Origin of the sequence: Pseudomonas sp. GZD-209 (assembly GCF_049310485.1) — a bacterium.
GTDB classification, from domain to species: Bacteria; Pseudomonadota; Gammaproteobacteria; order Pseudomonadales; family Pseudomonadaceae; genus Aquipseudomonas; species Aquipseudomonas sichuanensis.
In genome coordinates this window covers 1-6,030 of sequence record NZ_JBMOWQ010000208.1, presented here as the reverse complement: position 1 = coordinate 6,030, position 6,030 = coordinate 1, and the positions used below count along the sequence as shown (strand labels likewise).

At 63.9% G+C, this 6,030-nt stretch carries 6 protein-coding genes; 4 read left to right on the top strand and 2 right to left on the bottom strand.

Features of this window, described 5'->3' with window-relative positions; genetic code table 11:
• Nucleotides 1-72: 72 nt before the first annotated feature.
• Entirely contained in the window at nt 73-1,662 is a 1,590-nt protein-coding gene (locus ACO6VM_RS21790) for an ABC transporter substrate-binding protein (protein WP_422403813.1), read from the bottom strand.
• 362 nt (nt 1,663-2,024) lie between these two features.
• Between ACO6VM_RS21790 and rpmB the strand changes: the two genes are divergently transcribed.
• Together rpmB and rpmG are read left to right on the top strand one after the other, a co-directional pair.
• On the top strand, nt 2,025-2,261 hold the full coding sequence (gene rpmB / locus ACO6VM_RS21785; protein WP_003253504.1) for a 50S ribosomal protein L28: 237 nt from the start codon (nt 2,025-2,027) through the stop codon (nt 2,259-2,261).
• A gap of 11 nt (nt 2,262-2,272) precedes the next feature.
• The gene (gene rpmG / locus ACO6VM_RS21780) at nt 2,273-2,428 is read left to right on the top strand and encodes a 50S ribosomal protein L33 (RefSeq protein WP_003253507.1); all 156 of its coding nucleotides are present in this window, start codon (nt 2,273-2,275) and stop codon (nt 2,426-2,428) included.
• 198 nt (nt 2,429-2,626) lie between these two features.
• On the opposite strand, the gene ACO6VM_RS21775 is transcribed toward rpmG, so the two are convergent.
• The gene (locus tag ACO6VM_RS21775; protein WP_322359669.1) at nt 2,627-2,986 is read right to left on the bottom strand and encodes a cupin domain-containing protein; all 360 of its coding nucleotides are present in this window, start codon (nt 2,984-2,986) and stop codon (nt 2,627-2,629) included.
• Nucleotides 2,987-3,181: 195 nt separating this feature from the next.
• Between ACO6VM_RS21775 and ACO6VM_RS21770 the strand changes: the two genes are divergently transcribed.
• On the top strand, nt 3,182-4,675 hold the full coding sequence (locus ACO6VM_RS21770) for an aldehyde dehydrogenase (protein ID WP_422403812.1): 1,494 nt from the start codon (nt 3,182-3,184) through the stop codon (nt 4,673-4,675).
• Between the two features lie 138 nt (nt 4,676-4,813).
• Nucleotides 4,814-5,953 carry an MFS transporter gene (locus ACO6VM_RS21765; protein ID WP_390969529.1) on the top strand — a complete coding sequence of 380 codons (1,140 nt, stop codon included), beginning with the start codon at nt 4,814-4,816 and terminating at the stop codon, nt 5,951-5,953.
• Nucleotides 5,954-6,030 lie beyond the last annotated feature (77 nt).

The window sequence follows — 6,030 nt, the reverse complement described above, 5'->3', positions numbered from 1 at the left end:
AAAAGACAATGGGAGAGAAACCCCCCCTCCCACGGGGGGGGGGGGGGGTTTCCCCCCCCCCGCGATGAGGCCTCAACGGTTTACGGCGATCTTGCTGAAATCCAGTCGCCCGAACGGGCTCACCTGATACCCCTCGACGCCCTTGTGCAGCAAGGTCGCCGCCGTTGGATGCGCCAGCGGCAGCCACAGCGCCTGCTGCTGGATCAGTGCCTGGGCCTGCTGGTACAGGCGGCTGCGCACGCTCTGGTCGTTGGTGGTGCGCCCGGCGTTGATCAGCTGGTCCAGACGGCTGTCGCAGAACCGCGCAAAGTTGGTCCCGGACTTGACCGCCGCGCACGAGAATTGCGGGCTGAGGAAGTTGTCCGGGTCGCCGTTGTCACCCGCCCAGCCCATGAACAGCAGGTCGTGCTCGCCCGCCTTGGCGCGGCGGATCAACTCGCCCCACTCGAGGGTGCGAATCTCGGCCTTGATGCCGACCTTGGCCAGGTCTGCCTGAAGCATCTGCGCGCCCAGGCTGGGGTTGGGGTTGAGCAGGCTGCCCGACGGGCGGGTCCAGATCGTGGTGGCAAAACCATCGGCCAGGCCGGCCTTGGCCAGCAGCGCCTTGGCCTTCTTCTGATCCATGGCGTAACCCGGCAGGTCCTTGGCGTAGCTCCAGGTGTTCGGCGGGTAAGGGCCGTTGGCGGCGGTGGCGGTGTTTTCGAACACGGCCTTCAGGTAGGCCGGCTTGTCGAAGGCCAGGTTGATCGCCTGGCGCACCTCGGGTTTGTCCAGCGGCGGGTGCTGGCTGTTGATGGCGACGAACGCGGTCATGAACGCCGGGGTGGTCGCCACCTTGAGATTGCCGTCCTTGCCGGCCTCGGCGATGTCCAGCGGCTTGGGCGACAGGGCCACCTGGCATTCGCCGCGCTTGAGCTTCTGCAGGCGCACGTTGGCGTCGGTGGTGATGGCGAAGATCAGCGGGTCGACCGACGGTTTGCCGGCGAAGTAGTCGGGGTTGGCGCGGTAGCGCACCACGGCGTCCTTCTGGAAACGCTGGAAGACGAACGGCCCGGTACCCACAGGCTGGCTGTTGAGCTTGTCCGGGGTCTCGGCCTTGAGCAGCTTGTCGGCGTATTCGGCGGAGTAGATCGAGGCAAAGCCCATGCTCAGGGTGGCCAGGAAGGTGGCATCCGGGTGCGAGAGGGTGAAGCGCACGGTATTGGGCTGTGGGGCCTCGATCGACTTGATCAGGCTGCCCAGCTGCAGCGACTGGGCATGCGGGTAGCCGCCCGCAGCGGTCTTGTGCCAGGGGTGGGCGGGGTAGAGCATGCGCTGGAAGCTGAACAGCACGTCTTCGGCGTCCAGCTCGCGGCTGGGCTTGAAGTAGGGCGTGGTGTGGAATTTGACGCCTTGGCGCAGGGTGAAGTCGTAGATCAGGCCGTCCGGCGACACCGTCCAGCGCTCGGCCAGGCTGGGCACGACCTTGCCAAGCCCTGCATCGAATTCGACCAGGCGGTTCATCAGCACATCGGCCGAGGCATTGGTGGTGGTCAGCGAGTTGTACTGGACCACGTCGAAGCCTTCCGGGCTGGCTTCGGTGCACACCGACAGCGGCGCGGCCTGGGCAAGACCGGCGGCGCACAGCGTGGTGAACAACAGGGAAAGGGCGGCGGCACGCATGGTGGCTCCTTGGCGGGTTTGTGGCACCATCTGCCGGTGCAGTCTGGAAAAGTCCTACCCTAGTGTGGGCACGGGCAAATGACCACACCCTTTCGCATTAATTCGGCGACGGGCGGTCGACACCTTGGCGCCCCAGTCGTTATGCTGCCCGGGCGCACTCGGCACGACCTGAAGACACATCTTCTGTTGTTGCGGCTGAGTCTTTCTGGTATAAAGCAGCGCTCTTTTCTAGGGGCTCGGCCTGTCGCGTAAGCGCTTCCGGTCGATAAGACCCTCGGAAACACGGCGCCTAGCGCCAATGACTGAGAGATTAAGCGGCCAACCCATGCCGGGTTGGGCATGTGGTTTTAGAGGGCTGAGGCATGTCGAGAGTCTGTCAAGTTACTGGTAAGGGTCCAGTAACCGGGAATAACATTTCCCACGCAAACAACAAAACCCGTCGTCGTTTCCTGCCAAACCTGCAGCACCACCGTTTCTGGGTTGAATCCGAGAAGCGTTTCGTGCGTCTGCGCGTTTCCGCCAAAGGCATGCGTATCATCGACAAGCGCGGCATCGATGCCGTTCTGGTCGACATCCGCAAAGCTGGCGCCAAGGTTTAAGGGAGAACATCATGCGTGAATTGATCCGTCTGGTTTCGAGTGCCGGTACCGGCCACTTCTACACCACCGACAAGAACAAGCGCACCACTCCGGACAAGATCGAGATCAAGAAATACGATCCGGTCGTCCGCAAGCACGTGGTGTACAAGGAAGCCAAGATCAAGTAATTGATCGGCAACCTGAAAAAACCCGCAACCGTAAGGTGGCGGGTTTTTTTATGCCTGCAGGAAAATCGTGTTCAGCCTCTTCGCGGGTAAACCCGCTCCCACAGGGGCCGCGCGAAACCTGAGCTTCACTGCAAGCCAGCAGGACCCCCTTGCTCCCGCAGCCTGTGGGAGCGGGTTTACCCGCGAAGAAGCTGGCACTTACTTCTGCTCGAACATCACATAGATCTTGCGGCACGGCTCCAGCACCTCCCAGGTGCCCTTGAAGCCGGCCGGGATGACGAAGCGATCGCCGGCACGCAGGGTCTTGGCATTGCCTTCCTGGTCGCGCAGCACCGACACACCTTGCACGATCTCGCAGTATTCATGCTCGGTGTAGTTCACCGTCCACTGGCCCACTTCACCTTCCCAGACGCCTGCGGCGAACTGCCCGCACGGGCTGGCATAGTGGTTGTAGACAGCCTGGTCAGGCTCGCCCTTGAGGATTTTCTCCGCCGCCGGGCGGTAGCGTTCGGCCTCGGTCAGAACCTGGGCGAAGTCGACGATGCTGGCGATACTCATGGTGGTTACCCTGTTGTTGTTTAATAAAATGAACATCAGTAGGCATTTGAGCCGTTCGTGTCAAATATATTGATAGTTTCCCCGCCCTGGTTTAGGGTGGCAGGTGCCCGTGTGCCTCGTCACCCGGCCAGAATTTCTGACAGCGCCCGTGAGTCCTCAGTGCGGCGTTGCACCTTAACAAGAGAGGAGTTTCCTATGACCACCCTGACTCGTGCGGACTGGGAACAGCGTGCCCAGCAACTGAAGATCGAAGGCCGCGCCTTCATCAACGGCGAATACACCGATGCCGCATCCGGTGAAACCTTCGACTGCCTGAGCCCGGTGGACGGACGCTTCCTGGCCAAGGTTGCCAGCTGCGACCTGGCCGATGCCAACCGCGCTGTCGAAAATGCCCGCGCCGTGTTCGAATCCGGCGTCTGGTCGCGCCTGGCTCCGGCCAAGCGCAAGGCCAAGCTGATCCGCTTCGCCGACCTGCTGCGCAAGCACGTCGAAGAGCTGGCCCTGCTCGAAACCCTCGACATGGGCAAGCCGATCGGCGACTCCTCCAGCATCGACGTACCAGGTGCGGCCAGTGCCCTGCACTGGAACGCCGAAGCCATCGACAAAGTCTACGACGAAGTCGCGCCAACCCCGCACGACCAGCTCGGCCTGGTTACCCGTGAGCCGGTGGGTGTGGTCGGTGCCATCGTGCCGTGGAACTTCCCGCTGCTGATGGCCTGCTGGAAACTCGGCCCGGCCCTGGCCACCGGTAACTCCATCGTCCTCAAGCCGTCGGAAAAATCGCCGCTGACCGCCATCCGCATCGCCCAGCTGGCGATCGAAGCCGGTATCCCGGCGGGCGTGCTCAACGTGCTGCCAGGCTATGGCCACACCGTGGGCAAGGCCCTGGCCCTGCACATGGATGTCGACACCCTGGTGTTCACCGGTTCGACCAAGATCGCCAAGCAGCTGATGATCTACGCCGGCGAGTCGAACATGAAGCGCATCTGGCTGGAAGCCGGCGGCAAGAGCCCGAACATCGTCTTCGCCGACGCCCCGGACCTGCAAGCCGCCGCCGAGGCCGCAGCCAGCGCCATCGCCTTCAACCAGGGTGAAGTCTGCACCGCAGGTTCGCGTCTGCTGGTGGAGCGTTCGATCAAGGACAAGTTCCTGCCCATGGTGGTCGAGGCCCTCAAGGCCTGGAAACCGGGCAACCCGCTGGACCCGGCAACCACCGTCGGTGCGCTGGTCGATACCCAGCAGATGAACACCGTGCTGTCGTACATCGACGCCGGTCACCAGGACGGCGCCAAGCTGCTGGCTGGCGGCAAGCGCATCCTCGAAGAGACCGGCGGCACCTACGTCGAGCCGACCATCTTCGACGGCGTGACCAACGCCATGAAGATCGCCCAGGAAGAAATCTTCGGCCCGGTGCTGTCGGTTATCACCTTCGACACCGCCGAAGAAGCCATTGCCATCGCCAACGACACCCCGTACGGCCTGGCGGCCGGCATCTGGACCTCGGACATCTCCAAGGCCCACAAGACCGCCCGCGCCGTACGTGCCGGCAGCGTCTGGGTCAACCAGTACGACGGCGGCGACATGACCGCGCCGTTCGGTGGCTTCAAGCAGTCGGGCAACGGCCGTGACAAGTCGCTGCACGCGCTGGAGAAGTACACCGAGCTGAAGGCGACCTGGATCAAGCTGTAATCCGGTAACGCCTTTTCGCGGGGCAAGCCCGCTCCCACGCAACCAAGCGCTGATGAATCATCATCAAACCCTTGGCGGCGTGGGAGCGGGCTTGCCCCGCGATGCTTTCTGCCTGATTTGACTGCCCGGGAGGCCACCATGCGTTGGGGAACCTATTTTGCCGTGCTGGCGTCGGTGCTCAGTGTCGGGCTCGCGCTCGGCGTGAGCATGCCGCTGGTGTCCCTGCGCCTGGAGGGCTGGGGTTACGGCGGGTTCGCCATCGGCGTGATGGCGGCAATGCCGGCGCTGGGCGTGCTGGTCGGCGCCGCCGTGGCCAGCCGCCTGGCCGGTTGGGTCGGTGTACCGGCCGCCATGCGCCTGTGCCTGTGGGGCGGGGCGCTGTCGATCGGCCTGGTGGCGTTGCTTCCCAGCTACCCGCTGTGGCTGGCGCTGCGCCTGCTGATCGGCATGTCGCTGACCGTGGTGTTCATCCTCGGCGAAAGCTGGATCAACCAGTTGGTGGTCGAGCAATGGCGCGGGCGGCTGGTGGCGCTGTATGGCAGCAGCTACGCCCTGAGCCAGCTGGCCGGGCCAATGGTGCTGGGTTTTCTCGGCTCCAACGATGACTTTGGCTTCTGGGCGGCGACCGGGCTGCTGCTGGTTGCCCCGCTGATCCTCATTGGCCGTAGCGGCGCACCCAGCACCGAGGCGTGCAGCGTTACCTTCTTCGACCTGTTCGCCTTCTGCCGACGGCTGCCGGTCATTGCCTGGGCCATCGCCCTGTTCGCCGCTTTCGAAGCCATGATCCTCACCCTGCTGCCGGTATATTGCCTGCAGCAGGGCTTCACCACAGAAGTGGCGCTGTTCATGGTCAGCACCGTGGTGGTGGGCGATGCGGTGTTGCAGCTGCCGATCGGGGCGCTGGCCGATCGCATGTCGCGACGCACGTTGTTCAGTGGCTGTGCGCTGACCCTGCTGGTCTCGAGCCTGGCCATTCCGCTGCTGCTGCACACGCCGCTGATCTGGCCCTTGTGGGTGCTGTTCGGGGCCAGTGCGGGAGGGTTATTCACCCTGTCGCTGGTCTTGATCGGCGAGCGCTATCGCGATGATGAGCTGGTGCGGGCCAATGCCCACGTGGCGCAGCTGTGGGGTATCGGTTGCCTGCTCGGGCCGCTGCTGGCCGGGGCGGGTAGCCAGTGGGTCAGTGGGCATGCGTTGCTGCTGCTGATGGCGGTGGGGGCAGCGGGGTTGGTGGTGCTGACCCGGCGCAAGGATGCCTTCGAGCCAGCCTCTGCCTGATCAATTGCTATCGCGGGGCAAGCCCGCTCCCACGCTGCAGCCTGGGTCAGGTCGTGGGAGCGGGCTTGCCCCGCGAT

Coding starts and splice junctions, on each gene's coding strand:
- ACO6VM_RS21790 (WP_422403813.1), bottom strand. CDS start 1,662: ATGCGTGCCGCCGCCCTTTCCCTGTTGTTCACCACGCTGTGCGCCGCC.
- rpmB (WP_003253504.1), top strand. CDS start 2,025: ATGTCGAGAGTCTGTCAAGTTACTGGTAAGGGTCCAGTAACCGGGAAT.
- rpmG (WP_003253507.1), top strand. CDS start 2,273: ATGCGTGAATTGATCCGTCTGGTTTCGAGTGCCGGTACCGGCCACTTC.
- ACO6VM_RS21775 (WP_322359669.1), bottom strand. CDS start 2,986: ATGAGTATCGCCAGCATCGTCGACTTCGCCCAGGTTCTGACCGAGGCC.
- ACO6VM_RS21770 (WP_422403812.1), top strand. CDS start 3,182: ATGACCACCCTGACTCGTGCGGACTGGGAACAGCGTGCCCAGCAACTG.
- ACO6VM_RS21765 (WP_390969529.1), top strand. CDS start 4,814: ATGCGTTGGGGAACCTATTTTGCCGTGCTGGCGTCGGTGCTCAGTGTC.